At 52.0% G+C, this 21,097-nt stretch carries 19 protein-coding genes and 1 tRNA gene; 13 read left to right on the top strand and 7 right to left on the bottom strand.

What is annotated here, in order from left to right; translation table 11 throughout:
• Positions 1 to 322: 322 nt before the first annotated feature.
• The 4 genes from B157_RS0104740 to B157_RS0104725 all read right to left on the bottom strand — a co-directional run bounded on the left by B157_RS0104740 (position 323) and on the right by B157_RS0104725 (position 2,804).
• Positions 323 to 396: transfer RNA gene (locus B157_RS0104740), tRNA-Asn, on the bottom strand.
• Between the two features lie 75 nt (positions 397 to 471).
• Complete coding sequence (locus B157_RS0104735; RefSeq protein WP_020602231.1) at positions 472 to 792, bottom strand: PH domain-containing protein; 321 nt, start codon at positions 790 to 792, stop codon at positions 472 to 474.
• 110 nt (positions 793 to 902) lie between these two features.
• Positions 903 to 1,526 (bottom strand): 16S rRNA (guanine(527)-N(7))-methyltransferase RsmG, encoded by a 624-nt coding sequence (gene rsmG / locus B157_RS0104730; RefSeq protein WP_020602230.1) that lies wholly within the window; start codon positions 1,524 to 1,526, stop codon positions 903 to 905.
• An 87-nt stretch (positions 1,527 to 1,613) separates the two neighbouring features.
• The gene (locus B157_RS0104725) at positions 1,614 to 2,804 is read right to left on the bottom strand and encodes a glycosyltransferase (protein WP_020602229.1); all 1,191 of its coding nucleotides are present in this window, start codon (positions 2,802 to 2,804) and stop codon (positions 1,614 to 1,616) included.
• Between the two features lie 162 nt (positions 2,805 to 2,966).
• Between B157_RS0104725 and tgt the strand changes: the two genes are divergently transcribed.
• From tgt to B157_RS0104670, 11 genes are all read left to right on the top strand, one after another.
• Positions 2,967 to 4,097, top strand: coding sequence for a tRNA guanosine(34) transglycosylase Tgt (gene tgt / locus B157_RS0104720; RefSeq protein WP_020602228.1), 1,131 nt, complete (start codon positions 2,967 to 2,969; stop codon positions 4,095 to 4,097).
• 208 nt (positions 4,098 to 4,305) lie between these two features.
• Entirely contained in the window at positions 4,306 to 5,412 is a 1,107-nt protein-coding gene (locus B157_RS0104715) for a GumC domain-containing protein (protein WP_020602227.1), read from the top strand.
• An 11-nt stretch (positions 5,413 to 5,423) separates the two neighbouring features.
• On the top strand, positions 5,424 to 6,755 hold the full coding sequence (locus B157_RS0104710; protein ID WP_020602226.1) for a hypothetical protein: 1,332 nt from the start codon (positions 5,424 to 5,426) through the stop codon (positions 6,753 to 6,755).
• A gap of 4 nt (positions 6,756 to 6,759) precedes the next feature.
• Positions 6,760 to 7,782 (top strand): glycosyltransferase family 4 protein, encoded by a 1,023-nt coding sequence (locus tag B157_RS0104705; RefSeq protein WP_020602225.1) that lies wholly within the window; start codon positions 6,760 to 6,762, stop codon positions 7,780 to 7,782.
• Positions 7,779 to 8,948 (top strand): glycosyltransferase, encoded by a 1,170-nt coding sequence (locus B157_RS0104700; protein ID WP_020602224.1) that lies wholly within the window; start codon positions 7,779 to 7,781, stop codon positions 8,946 to 8,948. The genes B157_RS0104705 and B157_RS0104700 overlap by 4 nt, the downstream gene beginning before the upstream one ends.
• Positions 8,948 to 9,646 (top strand): class I SAM-dependent methyltransferase, encoded by a 699-nt coding sequence (locus B157_RS0104695; RefSeq protein ID WP_020602223.1) that lies wholly within the window; start codon positions 8,948 to 8,950, stop codon positions 9,644 to 9,646. The genes B157_RS0104700 and B157_RS0104695 overlap by 1 nt, the downstream gene beginning before the upstream one ends.
• A complete protein-coding gene (wecB, locus tag B157_RS0104690) occupies positions 9,647 to 10,741 on the top strand; it encodes a non-hydrolyzing UDP-N-acetylglucosamine 2-epimerase (protein WP_020602222.1) in 1,095 nt (364 codons plus the stop codon).
• Positions 10,738 to 12,906: a bi-domain-containing oxidoreductase gene (locus tag B157_RS0104685; protein WP_020602221.1), complete on the top strand. Its 2,169-nt coding sequence runs from the start codon at positions 10,738 to 10,740 to the stop codon at positions 12,904 to 12,906. The genes wecB and B157_RS0104685 overlap by 4 nt, the downstream gene beginning before the upstream one ends.
• Positions 12,903 to 14,492 carry a heparinase II/III family protein gene (locus tag B157_RS0104680; RefSeq protein ID WP_020602220.1) on the top strand — a complete coding sequence of 530 codons (1,590 nt, stop codon included), beginning with the start codon at positions 12,903 to 12,905 and terminating at the stop codon, positions 14,490 to 14,492. The genes B157_RS0104685 and B157_RS0104680 overlap by 4 nt, the downstream gene beginning before the upstream one ends.
• A complete protein-coding gene (locus tag B157_RS0104675; protein WP_020602219.1) occupies positions 14,489 to 15,706 on the top strand; it encodes a glycosyltransferase family 4 protein in 1,218 nt (405 codons plus the stop codon). Before B157_RS0104680 ends, B157_RS0104675 begins: the two co-directional genes overlap by 4 nt.
• Positions 15,706 to 16,668 carry an MraY family glycosyltransferase gene (locus tag B157_RS0104670; protein WP_020602218.1) on the top strand — a complete coding sequence of 321 codons (963 nt, stop codon included), beginning with the start codon at positions 15,706 to 15,708 and terminating at the stop codon, positions 16,666 to 16,668. Before B157_RS0104675 ends, B157_RS0104670 begins: the two co-directional genes overlap by 1 nt.
• A 56-nt stretch (positions 16,669 to 16,724) precedes the next feature.
• Here the strand turns inward: B157_RS0104670 and B157_RS0104665 are convergent, their stop codons facing one another.
• Entirely contained in the window at positions 16,725 to 17,195 is a 471-nt protein-coding gene (locus tag B157_RS0104665) for a thioredoxin family protein (RefSeq protein WP_020602217.1), read from the bottom strand.
• Positions 17,196 to 17,383: 188 nt separating this feature from the next.
• Here B157_RS0104665 and yihA point away from each other — a divergent pair, with 188 nt between their 5' ends.
• Both yihA and B157_RS0104655 read left to right on the top strand, forming a co-directional pair.
• Positions 17,384 to 17,995: a ribosome biogenesis GTP-binding protein YihA/YsxC gene (gene yihA / locus B157_RS0104660; protein ID WP_041951898.1), complete on the top strand. Its 612-nt coding sequence runs from the start codon at positions 17,384 to 17,386 to the stop codon at positions 17,993 to 17,995.
• 101 nt (positions 17,996 to 18,096) lie between these two features.
• Positions 18,097 to 18,603 carry a DUF5606 family protein gene (locus B157_RS0104655; RefSeq protein ID WP_020602215.1) on the top strand — a complete coding sequence of 169 codons (507 nt, stop codon included), beginning with the start codon at positions 18,097 to 18,099 and terminating at the stop codon, positions 18,601 to 18,603.
• 177 nt (positions 18,604 to 18,780) lie between these two features.
• On the opposite strand, the gene pyk is transcribed toward B157_RS0104655, so the two are convergent.
• A complete protein-coding gene (gene pyk, locus B157_RS0104650) occupies positions 18,781 to 20,217 on the bottom strand; it encodes a pyruvate kinase (RefSeq protein WP_020602214.1) in 1,437 nt (478 codons plus the stop codon).
• 109 nt (positions 20,218 to 20,326) lie between these two features.
• Positions 20,327 to 21,061, bottom strand: a complete 735-nt coding sequence (locus B157_RS0104645) for a LytR/AlgR family response regulator transcription factor (protein ID WP_026308496.1) — start codon at positions 21,059 to 21,061, stop codon at positions 20,327 to 20,329.
• Positions 21,062 to 21,097 lie beyond the last annotated feature (36 nt).

Below are 21,097 nucleotides of genomic sequence, written 5' to 3'. Positions count from 1 at the left end.
GATATTAATTGTGAAACAGCCACCCTCGATTAAGTGTAATAGCTTTTTAGCCCATTAAGTGACACATTTAGCATTAATCTCGCCACATTCTGCTTCGAATACCAACCTGCAAAGTTTCTAGGACTATTTATTGGTTTAGAAACTCAGCAGGTTGGTATGTTCTTGGGTATAGTATAACAAGGTTACCTACTATGCAAGTAGCCTGAGTGTTCATATGTTTACGGCTGGCTCAAGGAATAGGAATGCGAATTGTGTATCAAATTGTGTATCACAACAAAAAACCACTTACATCATAATAGATGTAAGTGGTTGACAATCAGGGCTCCCGAAGCTGGGCTCGAACCAGCGACCCTCTGATTAACAGTCAGATGCTCTAACCGACTGAGCTATTCGGGAGTGTTATCGGTTATTGTGGTGCAAAAGTAAGGTGAAACACGATACTACGCAAGAACCCGGCAAAAAAAATAGTGTCTAAAAACGACCCGGCGTTGCGGTGGGGTCACCACCGTAATGAGGCACGTTTTGCAAAATCAGGTCTTTGATACGCCGGGCATCGCCCTTGGTGAAGTTGTTCAGCACGATCTGAGGCCGGGCGCGGGGAATAACCCGTACCGTAGCAAAGAACAGTCCGTTGTCAATCTCGACCCCGGAAATGTCGGAGTAGAAAACGAAATTGTCGGTGCCGCCAATAAGTTTCTTCTCGCGGAAGGTAACTCCCTTCTCGGTAAACTCGACCTCATCGCGCCGGATAGGGTCTTTAAAACTGCTGCTTTGAAATTTCTCGTTAGGCATAGGATTGGGAGTATTGGGAGTGAGGAGCGAGGAGTGAGGAGTTGCTGACGCACAACAATTTTTTGCTGGTGCGTCAGCAACTCCTCACTCCTCACTCCTCGCTCCTACTACTATTTTTTAGGCAAATAAATTACTTTCTTGGTTTCAAAAAAAGGCTCGTCAAAATAGTCTGACAGGTCGTACACCCGGTACCGGTCCGTTACTTCGGACAGCTCTTCGCCGAGGTCGCCCCCTTTCAGGTACAGAACCCCGTTGGGGCGGTCATTGTTACCCGACTTATGAATTTTATACCGCATCCAGCCCAAAAAAGGCTTCAGCCGCGTTACGGCCCGGCTTACCACAAAATCGTAGGTCGTGCTCAGTTGCTCCACGCGGGTCTGTTCAGCCTTCACGTTCTGTAAACCTAGCGCATTGGCCACCTCCTGTACCACTTTTATCTTTTTACCAATGCTGTCGACCAGGTGAAAATCGACCATCGGAAAGAGAATAGCCAGTGGAATACCCGGAAAACCGCCCCCCGTTCCCACATCCAGTATTTCGGTTCCGGGTTTGAAGTTCACGATTTTAGCGATACTCAGCGAGTGGAGCACGTGTTTTTCGTAGAGGGCGTCGATGTCCTGCCGTGAAATCACGTTGATTTTCGCGTTCCAGTCGCGGTAAAGCCCGTCCAGCGCGGCAAAGCGTTCCTTTTGCTCGTCGGTCAGGTTCGGGAAGTATTTTAAGATAAGGTCCATTTTGAAAAGTGTAGAATGAAGAGTGATGAATGATGAATAAAAAAGCAATGGCTATTCTTCACTTTTCATTCTACACTCTTCACTAAATTATCGCCAGTAAATGCGTTTTTGTGGTTTGGTGAACAGGGTCTTTATACCGGCGAAGGCATAATACCCGGCCAGCACCACGTCCATATACGGCATAACGGCCCAGTGTACCGTATGCGCCAACCGAAAACTGATTCGCCCGACAATGCCCCAAAACAGGAGCAGACGAACCGTAAACGCCACCAATCCGGCCAGCAAAAGTAACCATTCTGTCGGGGTAAATGAATAGCCCAGTAGGGTCGCCACCGGCACAACCAGTCCGACTACCAGCGTTAGCGCCCACGTCAGCACGTGTGAGCCGGTAAGCAGAGCGAGCCGTAGTTTGTTTCCTGCCTTGTAATATTTCCCGACGTTCAGGTGTCGCTGTTTCTGTAGCCGCCACTCCGGCCAGGTCTCTTTGGGTTTCGACCACATAAACGTATCCGGATCCAGGCAAATGCCCGTGTTTTTCCCCGTAGCGACCTCGTTGACAAACAGATCATCGTCGCCACCAACGACGTTCTTGTGCCGATAGAAGCCCTGATTGGCAAAAAACACACGGGTCCGGTAGGTCAGGTTTCGACCAACCCCCATATACGGCCGGCCGGCCAGTGCCAGTGAAAAATACTGCACGGCGGTAAACAGGGTTTCGAACCGGATGAGCCGGTTCAAAAAACCAGGCCGACGCTCATACGGCGAGAATCCCAGCCCGATCACTTTCTCCTTATCGGCCAGTGGTGCAACCATACCCTTCAGCCAGCCATCCGACGCTGGGCGGCAATCGGCATCCGTAAGCAGAACGGTAGGGTATTTCACTTTTTTCAGGGCGATGGTCAGGGCGTATTTCTTGGGGGTTATATGCTCATATTCCTTGTCGATGCGAATGAACCGGACCCGCTCCAGGTGGGCAATATCCTTTTCCAGGAATACTCCCGTTCCATCGGTGGAGCGGTCATCCATTACCAGCACCTCAAAATCGGGGTAACACTGTGCATTCAGCAGGGGCAGCAGTTCCGTTAAATTGTCAATTTCATTGCGGGCACAAACAACGATGGAAACACCCGACGAAGACTCGTTCGGCAAAAAATCCCTGACCTGTTCGTTCGGTTCAGGCTGCCGATACAGGGCCGTTCGGGAATAGATAAATAAAATGTAAACCAGCTGAATACCGACTACAAGTAGCCAGGTTATCAGTAATACTATAATCACCAAGGAGAGAGGACAGCCGCTAACGCGCTGATTTTTAATGCGGCAACAAAGATAGCAGGAAAAGGGAAAAAGGATGGCAGGGAACAGTCATAGCAAGGGACAGCACAACGGGTAAAGCGCTATTTTCTCCTCTCCCCTACTATCTTTTCGCCTTATCTTTGCCGAATGAACTTTTCGATTACTGCCCATGACCCCCAGTCGAAAGCCCGGACGGGAACGCTGACGACGGAACATGGCACCATTCAAACGCCCATTTTCATGCCGGTCGGAACGGCGGGAACGGTGAAGGCCGTTCACCAGCGTGAACTCGAAACCGACATCAACGCCGACATTATTCTGGGCAATACCTATCACCTTTATCTACGGCCTGGGCTGGATATTTTGCAATTGGCGGGTGGACTGCATGGCTTCAACGGCTGGAAACGGCCTATCCTGACCGATTCGGGTGGTTATCAGGTGTACTCCCTGTCCAATACCCGCAAGATCAAGGAGGAGGGCGTTACGTTCAAATCGCACATCGACGGCTCCAAACACACGTTTACGCCCGAAGGGGTGATGGATATTCAGCGCACCATCGGGGCCGACATTATAATGGCGTTCGATGAATGCACGCCCTACCCCTGCGACTACGAGTACGCCCGCCGGTCGATGGAGATGACCCACCGCTGGCTTGACCGGTGCATTGACAGGTTCGATACGACCGAGCCGCATTACGGTTATCAACAAACGCTGTTTCCTATCGTACAGGGCAGCACCTACGCCGACCTGCGCCGACAGTCGGCAGAAATGATTGCCAGCAAAGGCCGGGAAGGGAACGCCATCGGTGGGCTGGCCGTGGGCGAACCCGCCGAGGAAATGTATACTACGATTGAGCTGGTCAACAGTATTCTGCCCGCCGACAAACCCCGGTACCTGATGGGCGTGGGCACACCCGCCAATATTCTGGAAGCGATTGCGCTGGGCGTGGATATGTTCGACTGTGTGATGCCGACGCGCAACGCCCGGCATGGGCTTCTCTTCACTACGGAAGGGATTATCAACATCAAGAACGAAAAGTGGAGTAAGGACTTTAGCCCCATCGACCCTACGCTGGGCGGTTACGCTAGTACGTTCTATTCAAAAGCGTATCTCCGCCATCTCTTCAAAGCCGATGAATTACTGAGCGGTCAGGTTGCGAGTCTGCAAAACCTGACGTTTTATCTGTGGCTCGTCCGGCAGGCAAAAGCGCATATTGAGGCCGGTACGTTTGTCGCCTGGAAAAACGCCGTTATCCCCCGGTTTATGCAACGGCTGTAGCGAAAAGGTAAGCGTATTATTGCTGGCGTAGATAGCTCCTTAGCACGCTTTGCGTTTCTGCCTTAGCGTGCTTTGCGGTTACCTTAACAGGCACATACAAAGAAAAAAATGTCCAGATTTCACTATTCGGGATACTTTTTTCATATTACTTCGTCTTATAGTCTTTTGTTGCTACTACCCACCTTCACCGCCAACCTTCTTTTTTCGGATGACAAAACAAACGGACATACCTCATCGGTTATTCTTACCGGCTGATGTGCTACTCCGATTGGTTTGGCAGGCCCGCGTTCGGGTTATCTGGCTGGTTGTTTCAGGTGCGATTCTGGGTGTTGTAGTAGCCTTGATGCAACAACCGGAATTTCGATCAGAAGCCCGCGTCATGCCCGAAATGAACGGTGGGGCCAACGACCTGTTCAAACGACTATCGTCCGTAGCGGGCCTGACCGACATTGACTTTTCGGACGCTGAAGGGATGGACGCCATCCGGCCTGACTTATACCCGAATGTGTTACAAAGTACCCCCTTTATCCTCTACCTGATTGACCAGCCCGTTACCACCACGACCGGTACCCGGCAAACGGTAGGGTCTTTTCTGTTAACGGGCACCTCCGGCTGGTCATTCAGAAAACTACTATCGTTTTTCCGATTCGAAACAAAGCCACAAACGTTGGTAAAGGGGCCATCCGGCGCCTTGCAGCTATCCACCCAACAGCAGGACCTGGCCGAGGATATTATGGAGCGGGTCAGCGCCCGACTCGATGCCCGGTCGGGGCTGATTACCATTACGGCGCAGATGCCCGATTCCTACGTGGCTGCCAGCGTAACGCAGTTAGCCATGACTTACCTGACAACGTATGTTACGAACTACCGGACCGAAAAAGTCCGGCAGGACCTGACCTTCTATACTAATCGGGTAACTGAAGTGCGAAGACGCTACCAGAAAGCGCAGTACAACGTGTTCCACTACAACGATAATCACAAAAATCTGGTGATGCTGTCGGCCACGATGGACCGGCAGCGGATGGAAGCGGAACTGACCATTGCCCAGACCGTCTACACCGAATTATCGCGTCAGCTGGAGCAGGCAAAACTGAAAGTGCAGGAACGAACGCCCATTTTCAAAGTGCTCGAACCACCTGCCGTTCCCCTCAAACGAACATCACCCAAACGAATCCTTACCGTACTGCTGTTTGCCGGAACCGGTTTGTTGCTGGGTGTTTTGTCCGTACTCCTCCAGCAGGGAAACATCGCGGGGAGATTCAGTGCCCTGGTTGCGGATAAAACGTCCGGTTTAAAGCGTTCGATAAACGAATAAATGGGTTCCTTATGAAACGACTGCTCCTTAGTCTGATGGTTTTTCCGCTCGCCATCGGGCTGGTCGGCAGTTCGTTTTACGAGGCCTTCGCCGTGGCCTTTTCGGTGTACACGTTCCTTACCTTCATTCACCATATTGGCCACAAAATTGCCCTGCCCGAATGTATCAGCAGTATTGCAGCGGGAGAAATTCTGTTCGTGCCGGCCATTACCTACTGGCTCGTACCGACCTCCATGCCCCTCGAATCCACTACTTATTTCAGCTACGCCCTGCCAGCCTGCCTGGCCTTCTATGCGGGACTACAGGGGGTTGCCAGCCAACCGGACGCGCTATCGCATAAAGAATACCTGTTCAAAGCGGCTGATCACCTGAAACACCGACCGGGAGCCGGAGTGGCACTATTCAGTATCGGGCTGGTCGGGTTCCTGTTAAAAATGAGCCTACCGAATCTACCTGCTTTTCTGGGAACGCTGCCTGCGTATTGTTTACTGACCAGCGTCTTCTATAGCTTTTATAGCCAAAGCCCCTTTTGGAAAGGTCAGAGCGTGTGCGTTGTTAGTTTACTCCTGCTGCATACCGTCGTGACGGGAACCTTCAACGACCTGTTCTTCTGGCTTCTGGCGGCTGTATTGTTGCTCTCGACCAGTCTGCCAGCTCCCCCAACGCTGCGCACAAAAGCCATGACCATTGGTCTGGCCTTCGCGTTTTTGCTGTTGGTTCAGTCGGTCAAACGTGAGTACCGTTACCAGACCTGGGGTTATACAAAAAACGAACGCACGGCCGATGCGGGGCTGATGGCTACGCTGTTGACGGATCGGGTGAGCCATCCGGCAAAGCTGCTGAACGTGTTCCATCTCTACACAGCTTTTGTGCGCTTCAATCAGGGCATCATTATCGGTAATGCGATGAATAAAGTACCCATCCATGAAGACTACGCTAAGGGCGAGGTGCTGCTCTCACTCGTTTATCCGTTTATTCCCCGATTCATCTGGACGGGTAAACCACAAACGGGCGGTTACGAGAATATCCGGCGATTTACGACGCTTCCCCAGTTTGCCAATACCAGCATCAATCTGTCACCCGTGGGCGAGGGGTACGTGAATTTCGGTTACGGCGGTATCCTGTTTGCACTGGCCTACGGTTTGCTGCTGGGCGGCTTCTTTCGATTTTCCTTCCGTTTGGCAACCCTCATTCCATCCATCGTTTTGTGGCTCCCGATGGTCTATATGGGGTGCCTGACTATGGAAACTGACCTGCTGTCGACCTGGGGAAGTCTGGTAAACAGCGTCCTTTTCATCACGCTTTTATTCTGGTTGCTGGAGCAAACAGGTATCGAACTATAGGCCCATGACCATCACGTATCTGGTTCGTAGTCCCGGCACCGGCCACAGCATCGAGGCACTGTTCGGGAGTATTCAGCGGGAAGTTGACCAGCAACCGGGTATCCGTACCAAGCGGGTATATCTGCCGCATATCAGCCGGGGTTGGCGTAGTGTCTGGCAGAACCTTCGTTTTGTACGAACCCTCAAAAGCGATATTTTCCACATTACGGGCGATGTTCATTACACCGCACTGGCCCTGCCGGGGTCGCGCACGGTGCTCACGATTCACGATTGCAGTACGCTGGTCAAGAATCAACATCGACCCGTTCGGTACGCCTTGTTCTGGTTGTTCTGGTATTACCTGCCCATTCGCCGGGCCAGCGTCGTAACTGCCGTTTCGGACAAAACCCGACAGGAGTTGATTCGATATACAGGCAATGTTGCCCAGAAGGTCGTCGTTGTTTCCAATGGCTACGACCCCGCTTTCAGGCACCAGCCAGGTTCATTTCAACCCAGCCATCCGGTTTTATTACAGGTGGGAACAGCGCCCAATAAAAACCTTTTCCGGCTGATTACCGCCCTCGAAGGCATTCACTGCACCCTGCTACTCGTAGGTCCGGTATCCGATCCAATCCGACAGGCGTTGCAACAGCGGTTAATCGACTACCGGCAGTATGAAAACCTGAGTCGGGCGGAAGTTATCCAGCTTTACGCAGACTGCGATATCGTCACGTTTGTATCGACCTACGAAGGCTTCGGCATGCCGGTGCTGGAAGCGAATGCCGTTGGTCGCGTGGTGATTACGTCCATTGACTCGCCTATGTACGACCTGGCTCCCGATTCGGCCTATTTTGTCAATCCGCTGGATGTTGCGGCAATCAGGCAGGGAGTTTTGCGCCTGATAACCGATACGGCTTATCGGCAAAAGCTGGTGAAGGCTGGGCTGCTCAACGCGCAGCACTACACCGCAGCGGCAACCGCTCTCCACTACCGGAAACGCTACCAAAAGATGATTTTTATTCAACCCACACCACAACCAGCCCGATGAAGATACTGCTATCTGCCGACTGTTTCTACCCCACTCAGATGGGTGGCCCCAGCAACACCATTTACTGGCTGGCAAAAGCACTGACGCGGGCCGGTCATGACGTAACAGTCATTGCTACGTCGCAGGATTTGCCGCCATCAGTTCCGCTCAATCAGTGGGTAACGATGGATTGCGGGCGGGTGATGTACACCCATAATCCGCATTTCTACCTGCCCCTCCGCCACATCTGGGAAGGCTGGCAGGCAATTCCCAGCGTTGATGTGGTTCACGTAAACAGCCTGTTTTATCCGGCATCCCTCATCTGGGTGCTCCTGAGTCAGTGGGCGGGGAAGCCCGTTATCTGGTCGCCCCACGGCGAACTGAATCCGGTAGCCCTGGCTATCCGCCCACGGCTCAAGCGATTTATACTGAGATTGGTCAAACGAATGCTCACCTCATCTGTTCATTTTCAGGCAGCCAGTAAGGCGGAGGCCGCTCATATCCGATATTGCTTCGGGAAGGCCACTTCTGTAACCGAAATCCAGAATCGTATGGAATTACCGCCACTCGTCCAACCCGATGAGACGATTCGTTTAACCCCGCCCTATCTACTATTCATCGGTCGGCTGCATCCCATCAAGGGTATCGACAACCTGATTCGTGCCCTGAGTGCATCGGAGGCATTCCGTGCCAGTAACTATTCGTTAGTCATTGCCGGGCCGCAAACGGATAATGCCTACGGTAGTATGCTTACTGAGTTGGTTAAACAGCTGAGCCTTTCGGAGAAGGTAACGTTTGTGGGATTGGTGCGGGGGCCGTGGAAAGAAACCCTCTATGCCAACGCCCGGTTGACGGTCCTACCCTCCCACGCGGAGAGTTTCGGGAATGTCGTCGTCGAATCACTGGCGCAGGGAACCCCGGTTATCGCATCAACGCATACACCCTGGCAACAACTCGAAACCGAGCGAGCGGGCAGTTGGGTATCCAATGATCCCGAATCGCTTCGGAAAGCAATTGAGACATTCATCCTGATGCCGCCTGATGCGTATCAGCAATACAGGCAGCGGGCCTATAAGCTGGCTCACCGGCAGTTCGATGTGCATGAACAGATAGCCGAATGGGAACAGGTATATCAGGAGACAGTACAGCGTACTAACCACACAAAAGACGTAGCCACAGTTGCATAATGGACAGTAAAAACGCCATCGACTTTCATAATGACAGGGCAATCGAATTCGACAGCCGGTACGAACTATCGAAGGCTTTTCAGGAACGATTTCACATTTGGACGGCGCTATTCGAACGGTATATTACCGCCACCGATCAGGTGATTGATCTGGGGTGTGGGTCGGGCATTTTCAGTAATTACCTCGCCAAAAAAGGCTGCATAGTGACGGGTATCGACGGGTCGGAGGCTATGATTGCCCTGTGTAAGCAAAAGCGAACCTCCACAATGGCGCGGTTTGCGGTGGGCAACCTGCCCCTGAAAACACTAACGCATTTCCCGGCGCAGGACGTGGTAATCATGTCGAGCATTCTTGAGTACCTGAACGACATGACCGGTATGCTGGAACAGGCGAGGCTACTACTGAAACCAAACGGGCTGTTGCTCGTATCCATACCAAACAGACGGAGTCTGTACCGAAAAGTGGAACGACAGTTATTTCGGTTGCTGGCCCGACCGGTTTACTACCGCTATATCCGTAACACGGCGACCGAAACAACCTTTAACCGGCAGCTAACCGAATCAGGATTCACCCCGGTCGAAACGGGTTACTTCTCGGGGCAGGATCCGATTTCGCGGGTGCTAAAGCCATTTCTGGCAGCACAGTACGTCAACAATTTGCTCGTGGGAGTTTTCAGAAAAACACCAGCCCTTGACTAAATGAAAATTCTCAGCATCGTTGGTGTGCGGCCCAATTTTGTGAAAGTAGCGCCCTTGCACCGGGCTTTTCTGGCGTACCCGTCCATCGAGTCAAAAATTATTCATACCGGTCAGCATCACGACGCAGTGATGAGCGACGTATTCTTCGACCAGTTTCACCTGCCCCAGCCCGATCATTATCTGAACATACAATCCGGTTCTGCAACCCGGCAAACGGCCGATATACTTGAGAAATTCGAGCCGGTTCTCCAGCGGGAACAGCCCGACTGGGTGGTGGTAGTTGGGGATGTGACGAGTACACAGGCCTGTGCGCTGGCCGCTTCCCAACACGGTGTTCGGGTAGCGCACGTAGAAGCCGGTCTCCGTTCGGGCGACCGGCAGATGCCCGAAGAACGGAACCGGATCGTGACTGATGCGCTGGCCGACCTGCTGTTCGTGACGGAAAAGGCTGGCTGCGATAACCTACGGCGGGAAGGGGTAGCCGCCGACAAAATCAAGCTTGTGGGCAACGTCATGATCGATTCGCTGGTGCAGTATCGGGCTAAAGCCAGTGCACTGAATACCGTTGAGGCATTGGGTCTGACCGCAAAAGAGTACGTCCTCCTGACGATGCACCGCCCGTTCAACGTAGACACCGAAGCCGGATTAAGCCGACTGCTACAGGTGGTAAAGAATATGGCGGCTCTCCGGCCGGTCGTCTTTCCCGTTCATCCACGCACCCGCGCGAACCTGATTCAGTTCGGCCTTTTCGGCGCGCTGGCAACCCGTCTGAATGTACACCTGTTGGAACCGCTGGGTTATCTGGAATTTATCAACCTGATGGAAAACGCGGCTCTGGTTATCACGGATTCGGGTGGGGTTCAGGAAGAAACGACCTACCTGCGTGTCCCCTGCCTGACCTTTCGCCCCTCCACCGAACGGCCCATTACGATTGACTGCGGCACCAACCAGTTAGTAGCGGATTTAAGTCCCGATACAGCCGGGCAAATGGCAGCGGAAATTCTGGCGGGTCGGACTAATACAGGCAAGACACCACCGCTTTGGGATGGAAAAACTGCCGAACGCATCGCACACATAATCAGTCAGTTTTCATGAAACAACTTATCCAGCAGCTGAAAACAGGCGAGACACTACTCGAAGAAGTACCCGCTCCCTTAGTTGGTCGGGGGCAGGTTCTGATTCAGACCCGCTGTTCGCTGGTATCGCTCGGGACAGAACGGATGCTAGTTGATTTTGGCCGCGCTGGTTTACTGGAGAAAGTCCGCCAGCAACCCGATAAAGTAAAACAGGTACTGGCCAAAATCCGAACGGACGGGCTAGTGCCCACACTGAAAGCCGTATCCCGCAAACTCGACCAGCCCCTGCCGCTGGGTTACTGCCAGATGGGTACGGTACTGGCCCTGGGCGAAGGCATTACCGACCTCCGTCTGGGAGACCGGGTGGTATCGAATGGTCCCCACGCCGAAGTAGTTTGCGTACCCCGTAACCTGGTGGCACCGGTGCCCGATACGGTCAGTGATGAGGATGCAGTATTCACCGTAGTCGGTTCCATCGGGCTGCACGGTGTTCGCTTGCTGAATCCAACGCTTAATGAAACATTCGTCGTTATCGGTCTTGGTCTAATCGGGTTGCTGGCGGCTCAACTGTTGCTAATCAACGGCTGCCAGGTTATTGGCATCGAACCGGATGAAATCAAATATCAGCTGGCCGAAAAACTGGGCATCACCGTCATTCGCACTGGCCCGAACACGGATTCAGTAAAAACGGTATTGGCCCTTACCCGTCAGAATGGCGGAGCGGATGGGGTACTTATTACAGCGGCAACGCAATCAAATACACTTATTGCACAGGCAGCCCGGATGAATCGTTCGCGGGGGCGCATCGTGCTGATCGGTGCCGTAGGGCTGGATTTAAACCGGGCGGATTTCCAGCGAAATGAAATTAGCTTCATGGTAGCCAATTCGTACGGGCCGGGCCGCTATGATGATACTTACGAACAGCAGGGTCACGACTACCCGCTGGCATACGTGCGGTGGACGGAGAACCGGAATTTTCAGACGATTCTGGACTTTCTGGCCGCTGGCAAGCTGGTCGTTAAACCACTCGTTACAGACCGGGTGCCCCTGGCAGAATACAATCAAATTTACGGCGACCTAGCAGCAACCCACCGGATTGGCGCGCTGCTCATTTACCCCGACACGGTTAACCGTAGCCCGTTGCGCCAGCTGACCGAGTATCGCTATGAACCAACGAAGGTAACGATTGGCCTTATTGGGGCGGGTAATTTTACGGGGGCAGTTCTTCTCCCGGCCCTGAAATCGGCCGGGGATAACATCAAGACAATTGCCAGTACCGGAGGGCTCAATGCCACCCTGCTCGCTAAAAAATACGCTATCGCCCAAAGCACCACGGATTACCGGCACATACTGGACGACCCCGACATTGACCTGTGCATCATCACTACCCGGCACGATAGCCACGCCCGTTTAACGGTCGAAGCCTTGCGGGCGGGGAAACACGTATTTGTCGAGAAACCCCTGGCCATCCATACGCACGAGCTGGAGGGTATCATCAGCGCACAGCAGCAGTCCGGCAAGCTGGTGGTGGTTGGTTTCAACCGGCGTTTTTCGCCCTTTGCCCGAAAAATGAAGGCGTTGCTGGGACCACTTGGTTTACCCATGAACGTAGTCGTCACCGTCAATGCAGGATTCATTCCGGTCGATTCATGGGTACATGATCGAACCATCGGGGGCGGACGTATGCTGGGCGAAGCCGGTCATTTCGTGGATTTTATCACGTTCCTGACCGGGAGTCTTGTAAGGAGCGTGTGTATGAACGCTATGGGTCCGCTACCCACCGAAACCAGCGATTCGGTCTCCCTGCTACTCCGCTACGAAAACGGCTCGACGGGGGTTATCAATTATTTCAGTAATGGCAGCAAAACTTATCCGAAAGAACGAATCGAAGTCTATTCACTGGAACGGACACTGGTGCTGAACAACTTCCTTCGCCTGACAACCTACGGATTCGGGCGTTTTTCGGGACTGTTGGGCAGGCAGAATAAAGGCCACGCCGAACAGACGAATCAGTTGCTTACCCAACTTAGGACGGGTGGCGATGCGCTGATTCCTTTCGCTGAGTTGATCAACACGACCCAAACCACACTGGCTGCGCTGCAAAGTCTGCGCGAGAATCGCTGGGTTGATGTGGCTCGTATCGGCATGAACCAGACGGATTTACTGACCCCGAATATTGTATGAAAAACATCGGGCGACTCTGGCGAACCGTACGGCATTTAACGGGCCGGCAACTGGCGTATCAACTCCTCCACCGTCTTCGCGGCCCGGCCACACTATACCTCTCTCGCAAAACGCCGGAAGCGTATTTTCTGGCGGTACCCGATGCCGACAAGCTGGTATCGTGGCTACCGGGTCGATTCACTTTTTTGAACCTGACCGTTTCTTTCTCAGCAGACATCGACTGGAACTACGCCCGGCATGGAAAACTCTGGACCTATAACCTGACATACTTCGATTTTTTGAATCAACCAGATATGCCGGTCGAACGGGGGCTGGCATTGATACGCGACTTTATTCGTCAATCGGCCGACATGCGGGATGGACTGGAAGCGTATCCGACCGCGCTGCGTATTACAAACTGGGTGCAGTTCCTGAGCCGTCATCAGGTTCGGGACGAGGTCATCAACCAGCACCTGTTCGCGCAGGTCCGGCTGCTGAGTCACCGCCTGGAGTATCATCTGTCAGGTAATCACCTGCTCGAAAATGGCTTCGCCTTGCTTACAGGAGCCTTGTATTTCCGAAACAGCTCGTGGACCCGGAAAGCAACCCAACTGCTGCGTCAGGAGTTGGACGAACAGATTTCACCCGATGGCGGTCATTACGAACGCAGCCCCATGTATCAGCAGCTACTCCTGGACCGATTGCTTGACACACTACTGATTTTGCGGTCGTCTGCTGGCCATGATAACGGCGAGCAGATTGCCTTGCTGACAGAAAAAGGTGTGTTGATGCTTGGCTGGCTCGACGCGATAACGTTCCGGAACGGCGATGTTCCGATGGTTAACGATGCAGCTCCGGGTATTGCGCCCAGCACAACCCAGCTTCGGAAAAAGGCCAGCTATCTACTACCTCAAACTACTCCACCCACTGTTCCCCTGAGTGATAGTGGTTTCCGGATGTTCCGGCAAAGGCGATTTGAGCTTTTTACCTGCGTTGGCGCCATCGGGCCGGCGCAGCAACCCGGTCACGCCCACGCGGATACACTTTCGTCTGTGCTATATGTGGATAACCAGCCCGTACTTGTGGATAACTCCACCTCCACGTATCAAAACAGCCCCCGTCGGGACTGGGAACGCAGTACAGAAGCCCACAATACCGTAACGGTAGCGGACGAAGACTCCTCCGAAATGTGGGTAAGTTTTCGGGTTGGTCGTCGGGCGCGGGTGGACTTGGTGACTGACACGGCTACTACGCTGACGGCCCGCCATGACGGTTACCGGCATCGGGGCATTATCCACGAACGAACATGGTCGATTGGTACCGGTACGATTCTGATAACCGATCGACTGCTGGTTTGGCCAGCCGGAATCGAGTCCGGGCAGTCGGGCACCGCCCGATTTTATTTTCATCCTTCTGTACCGTGGCAGTTGCAGGACGGTGGTATACGGGCAGGACCCGTACACATAGCATTTCGCTCCGCAACCAAACCCTCGTGGCAAGTCGATACGTATGCGATGGCCAATGGTTTCAACCGGTTATTGCCGGGCCACTGTCTTATCGTTGATTTCACAACCTCCCTGGAAACAATCCTCACCCTAATCGAATGAAGATACTTTACCTGACTTTTTATTTTGAGCCTGACCTGTGCCCCGGTTCTTTCCGGAACACCACGCTGGTTAGTGAACTGGCCAGCCAACTGACGTCCCGTGATTCAGTTCATGTGGTTACTACCCACCCAAATCGGTACGCATCCTACTCACCAGCCGCACCTGACAGAGACGTATGGCCTACGGAAGGCTGTCCGGTTTTAGTGCAGCGCATCCGCGTTCCCAAGCATAAAAGTGGATTGATTGGCCAGATTATGGCCTTCCTGACTTACTTCCGGTCCGCTCACCAGTATACCAAAGAGGCTGATTATGACTTAGTTATTGCGTCTTCTTCCCGCTTATTCACCGCTTTTCTGGGGGCCAGACTAGCCCGCAAACGAACGATTCCACTCTTCCTGGATATTCGCGATCTATTTCGGGAAGCGATAGCCGAGGTCGTCCGTTTTCCACTCGCTCACACCTGTTTAAATCCATTGCTGAAACTTGTTGAGCACTACACGTTTAACTATGCCACGCATATCAATCTGGTTTCGGAAGGTTTCCAGTCTTATTTTAACTCGTACCGGCAAGCCACATACAGCCATTGTACGAATGGTATCGACGCTCCGTTTCTGGCCGTTCCAGCCAGTCAGCCACCCCTGAACCACCAGTACAAAACCATCCTGTACGCGGGCAATATCGGTGAAGGGCAAGGGCTGCACAAACTCATCCCCGAAGCCGCGCGGCAACTGGGCAACCAGTTCCGGTTTGTGGTGATTGGCGACGGTGGAGCCAGAGAGAAACTTCAGGCAGCCCTTCTGGAAAAACAATGTATCAATATTGAGTTGCGCCCTCCCTGCAACCGGCAGACATTGATTGCTGCCTACCAGAACGCAGATTATCTACTGGTACACCTGAACGACTGGGATGCCTGCCAGCGCGTGTTGCCTTCCAAACTGTTTGAATACGGTGCTACGGATAAGCCCATTCTGGCCGGGGTTTGCGGGTATGCGGCTTCCTTCATCCGGGATTATCTACCTAATACGCTCGTTTTCAATCCTGCTGATGCTGCGAGCCTGGTCAGGCAACTGCGCGAAACCCCTTACCAAACGCAGGACAGGGTTGACTTTAAACGGCAGTTCGCACGGCACACTATCAATCAGGAACTGGCCCGGCACATCCTTAGGGCGGGAGAAAAGGCCACCTACTCTGCCCCAACAGTCCATACACCCTAATGACCTTGACTAACTACGGCTTCCTGACCATTCTATTACTGGGATCGGAGTTTCTTTACCTGAGACTGGCCCGACACTTTCGGCTATTTGATATACCCAACGAACGGAGTTTACACCAGACTACCACAACGATTCGGGGCGGAGGTATCGTCATTTATCTGGCCGTGTTGATTACGGTTTTTACTGGCTCTTTCAATCAACCCTGGTTCTTTGGTGGCCTGACAGCCGTGGTGCTGGTTAGCTTTGGCGACGACCTTACTGATATCCCAGTCCGCTTTCGCCTGTCTGTTCAGTTGATAGCGGTTAGTTTGCTACTGATACAAACAGGTACGTTTCCCACAAACTGGTGGGCATTTCCTGGCCTGTTGTTGCTGGGAGTCGCTGTTATCAATGCCTGCAACTTTATGGATGGCATCAACGGCATGGCTGCCTTATACAGTCTGGTTACGGTTGGAACGCTGTGGTATGTGCAAGGGGACAAAATGGATGGCGGTTCGCAGATTTTATATCCATCCGTATTCGTAGCCCTGCTGATTTTTAGTTTTTTCAACGCCCGGCCCAAAGCCATCTGTTTTGCGGGTGATGTGGGCAGTATCGGCATTGGCTTCATAACGCTCTATGGTCTCCTGAACGTAATCAACGAGCATCATACGTATTTGCCCCTGTTACTGCTGGCAGTTTATGGTACCGATACTTTGCTTACCCTTTTTTACCGTTTCAGGCAGCATCAAAACGTTCTTCGGGCGCACCGGTCGCATTTGTATCAATTGCTGGTCAGCCAGCGAGGTTGGCCACACCTGGGCGTAGCAACCGGGTATGCCTTCGTGCAGATCGGTATTAACGGGCTGGTTTTATGGGCACTGGAATGGCCCATAGTTCATCAGCTTATATTGGCCGGACTCGTTTTATGTTCCCTTTCCATTTTGTATGTTGCCACCCGGACTAAAGTAATGAGCACATAAAAAGAGGCTGTTTCTGGTGAAACAGCCTCTTTCGATATAAACCGGATTCGTTTTGCTTACTTCACACTTTTGCCAATGGCAATCAGTGCTTCCGGTGTTTGAAGACCCAGTACCTTTCTTAGAATTTTTCCATTACCGTCGATATACAACAAGGTTGGATAGGCTTCCAGCGGATAAACCTGCGCTAAAGCCGGGCCTTCGCCTTTTTCCATGTCCATTTTCACGTTTATAAACTTGCTGTTGTAGTAATCGCCAACGGCTTTCTTGGTAAAAACATTCTTTTGCAACAACTTACAGGGACCGCACCAGCTGGCGTAGGCATCCAGAAAAATAACTTTTTTCTCCGCTTTTGCCTTTTTTAGAATGTCTTTCCAGGAAGCCTCCGTAAACTGAATTCCTTCAGCATCACTTTTCGGAGCCATTCTGCTAGCGGTATGGTCTGTCTTTACGGGATCGAAAGCAGCAATAGTTGGGAGCACAGTAACGCCAATGAGGGCGATTGCAAACAGCCAAAATAGTTTTTTCATAGTCAAACCCGGCGAGCCGGTAGTCTTTGTAGGTTTTCGATTCTATAACGCACGAACGAACGATTTTCGTTTCTAATCAGAAACGCTTGTTTCATTAATAAATATACTGATAGGCATGCAAATTACAAATCATGTGCCATTCTGCTTAATCTTTCCGAACTTTGCGGCCGTTTTACAGTCTTCTACTTATGCCCGTTAAACAAGCTGAATTCCTGGTCAGTAATTCCGACCCGGCTCTTTGTCCCCCACCCAATCGGCCTGAGTACGCCTTTATTGGTCGCTCCAACGTGGGTAAATCGTCGCTGATCAATATGCTGACGAGCCGGACAACACTGGCCAAAATTTCGGGAAAGCCGGGAAAAACGCAACTTATCAATCACTTTCTTATCGATAAGTCGTGGTATCTGGTCGATTTACCCGGCTATGGCTATGCGCAGGTCAGCAAAACCGAACGCGAAAAATTCGCCACCCTCATCGACGGTTACTTAACCAGCCGCCCCAACCTGCTCTGCATTTTTGTGTTGGTCGATGCCCGGATTGAACCCCAGAAACGAGACCTCGATTTTATGAGCAATCTGGGAGAGCGTGGCTTACCCTTCGTTATCGTCTTCACTAAAACCGAAAAACTCAGTGGCCCCAAACTCCAGGCGACCATTGATACGTACCGTACCACCCTGCTGGAGGAATGGGAGGAAGCCCCCCAGTTTTTTATCACATCAGCCATCACGAGTGCCGGTCGGGAAGAAATCCTGTCGTTTATCCGGCCGTTGAATGAAGCGTACATAAAAGGCAAAAAGTGACCGGTGGGTGAGTCTTTTTTTTACTCGTCCGCACATTCACTCTTACCGTTTAAGCAATACCCCTGTTAAACTACACGTTACCAATTTACAAAATCACGCTAATGGAAGCATTAAAACAGATTGCCAATGTGGCTGGCTATAGTGGCCTTTACCGAATTTTAAAACCGGGCCGAGCCGGCGTTATCGTTGAATCGTTAGACGACAAAAAAGCAAAAACCATGATGGGGCCAACAGCCCGTGTGTCGGTATTGAACGACATTTCCATCTATGTCGATGATGATAGCGATGAGAAATCCGTGTCACTCGGCGATGTGCTCCTTGCCGTCAGGGAGAAATATAACGACAAACTCCCTACCGATACCAAAGGGTCGAATGAAGAAATGGCCGACTTTATGGCCTCGGTTGTTCCTACTTACGACCGCGACCGCGTTCGAACAGCCGACATCAAGAAATTAATCAGCTGGTACACGATCCTGAGTCAGTTTGCACCCGAAGTATTTGAGGTAGCGGCTGAGGAAACCACAGAACCAGTGGAATCAGAAGAAATAGAGACTACCGAAACTCCGGTTGCCAAAGAAGACAAGGAGTCGAAAACAGAAAAGGCCTGAATCGGGTTAAGTAACAATCAGATTCTTCCTCCTAACGTTCTTCATTTTCAGTAAAAAGAGAAAGCCGCGATGACCTTTGGTTTCGCGGCTTTTTAGTGTTTATAAGAAATTGGTCAGTTATTGAGTCAATCAGTCAGTAGCTGACGCAAAACGTTTCAAACGGGTCAACTAACTATATCAATCTACGATACTTAGTTTCACCGTGTTAGTCCGGCGGGATGCGCTGAGGGGTACGCTGAGGGTGTTGATAAAAATATCGCCATCATCCAAACGGCCCTGACTGACGAGGATGTCTTTGATACCTTCCACCGTTTGGTCAACACTCAGACTCAGATCCTGCTCGTACGGAATTACCTGAACACCCCAGTACAAACCAAGGGTATTACGGAGCTGTGCATCGTTGGAGAACACCAGCAAATCGGCTTTGGGGCGGTGGTGCGAAATCCGCTCGGCCGTGTATCCTGAGTTGGTGATGCCGATAATGGCGCGGGCTTGTGTATCGCGGGCGAGTCGGCAGGCACTCATCACCACATTGTCGTTCAGAACATTTTCGGTGGGGTGCTCATTCACATAGGCATGGTAGCGGAAATAAATCTTGTCGGTCGATTTCTCTACCTGTAGGATGGTGTTGGCCATACTCTCAACGGCCAGAATCGGGTATTTGCCCGACGCAGTTTCGGCACTGAGCATCACGGCATCGGCGCCATCCATAACGGAGTTGGCAATGTCGTTGATTTCAGCCCGGGTTGGACGGGGAGCGTCAATCATGCTTTCGAGCATCTGCGTGGCCACAATGACCGGTTTAGCGGCCTTATTACATTTCTCAACCAGCATCTTCTGAATCATCGGCACCTCTTCGGCGGGTAACTCAACGCCCAGGTCACCACGAGCCACCATCAGGCCATCGGTGGCGGCAATAATTTCGTCGATGTTGGCAATTGCCTCCGGCTTTTCGATTTTCGCAATAACCCGGCTCGTCTTTCCTTTCGACTTGATGTATTCTTTTATCTCGATGATTTCGGATGCTTCGCGTACGAATGAGAGGGCAATCCACTCGGCATTGTGTTCAAGGCCAAATTCGAGGTCAGCCCAGTCTTTTTCGGTTACGGCGGGCATGGATACCTTTGTATTGGGCAGGTTTACTCCCTTTTTTGACTTCATCAGGCCACCATAAACGACCTCAGTTACGACATCAGTACCTTCTTTACGCAGCACTTTAACTTCCAGTTTACCGTCGTCCATCAGGATACGCTCGCCCGGATGCACATCCCGATACATATTTTTGTAGGGTGTGCTAACCCGTTCGGCGGTACCAATAATATCGTCATTCGTAAAGACCAGTTCCTGACCAGGTACAATCGTAACCCCATCCTTATGTTCGACGTTGCCGATTCGAATTTTAGGCCCCTGCAAATCCTGTAATACGCAGAGGTTCAAGTGGTATTCCTCATTTATTTCCCGGATGCGCGTGAGCCGCATCAGGTGGTCTTCATGGGTACCGTGCGAAAAATTCAGCCGGAATACGTTGACTCCCGCTCTGGCTAGTGCCAGCAACTGTTCTTTCGTGTCGGAAGCCGGACCAATGGTGGCAACAATCTTGGTTTTCTTAGACATAGGATGGGGAATATTGGGCAAAACTGGCTACAAGCCGGTGCAAAATTAACCGGATGGGCTGATAAACGATGGTGTTAGCGGAAATTTAACGAATAACTTACGACACTGTTTAGAACGTCAGTTCCCGGATTTTATCCATGTATGACCGGCTGACGCGTACAACATCGCCGTTTTGCATGATAACATCGTAACTGGACGGGTACTTCTGGATTTCCCGGATGAAGTTCAGATTAACGATATCGGAGCGGTGAACCCGCAGGAAGTTCTGCGGATTGAGTTTCGCTTCCAGTGCCCCAATACCGTAATTACTCAGGTGCTTACCCGTTTCGGTAACCAGCGTAGCGTAGTCGCCCTCGGCTTCAATTCGGACTATATCGGATACGGTAACGGTAACAAGCCGATTACCCGTCTGTACCAGTATTTTTTCGGGATACAGAGTAGCCGTATTGAGCAGACTTTCGGCGAGGGGCTGAATTTTCTGGAGGTTTCCCGTCCGGGAATCCGTTACGCGCTGAATCGCCTGGGCAAAGCGGGCGCGGGTGTAGGGCTTGAGCAGGTAATCGACCGCGTGGACCTCAAACGCCTGAAGCGCGTACTGGTCATAGGCCGTCGAGAAAATAATCTGCGGAATCTCGTTCAGGTGTTTCAGCACATCGAACCCGCTCAGACCGGGCATCTGCACATCCAGAAAAATCAGGTCGGGTTTGAACTCGTTGATGAGCCGCACGGCATCTACGCCGTTGTTGGCTTCCCCCATAATAATCAGGCCTGGATATTCGCCCAGGTATTGCCGGATTAGCGTGCGTCCGGCGGCTTCGTCATCAATGATAATTACTTTTTGCATGCGAATGGGCCGCAGTCCGGCTGGCACAGGAGCGGG

The organism is Spirosoma spitsbergense DSM 19989, from assembly GCF_000374085.1.
Classification (GTDB): domain Bacteria; phylum Bacteroidota; class Bacteroidia; order Cytophagales; family Spirosomataceae; genus Spirosoma; species Spirosoma spitsbergense.
Note: the sequence above shows the minus strand (reverse complement) of the source record. Positions and strands in the feature narration are given on the sequence as shown.